1 protein-coding gene is annotated in these 275 nt (G+C 35.6%); it reads right to left on the reverse strand.

The window, feature by feature from the left end:
- Positions 1 to 275: DNA polymerase III subunit delta' C-terminal domain-containing protein (locus ACKX14_RS15775; protein WP_422449336.1), on the reverse strand; the 275-nt coding region annotated here is incomplete at both ends.

Below are 275 nucleotides of genomic sequence, written 5' to 3' on the forward strand. Positions count from 1 at the left end.
TTCAACTGAATATTAATGGACGTATCTTGTATCTTCTTTATTATATCATTAATTCTATCGAAATCCAGGAAAGTTTGTTCTGATAACAATTTCTCTTTATCTCTGTTTATTACTAGCTCCATGTCTTCTGTTGCCTTGTAAACCAAAAGGTCTCTGAACCAAAGCATCATGATCTCCAAAAGCTCCTGAGCCCTGTCCTTTTCCTGAGTAAATCTCTCAACTGCTGAAAAAATCTTCCAGCTCTCACTTCTAATTATTGAGTCTACAAGCTCAAG

It is taken from the genome of Thermorhabdus hydrogeniformans, assembly GCF_049310025.1.
Taxonomy (GTDB): Bacteria; Bacillota; Thermosediminibacteria; order Thermosediminibacterales; family Tepidanaerobacteraceae; genus JBJYKD01.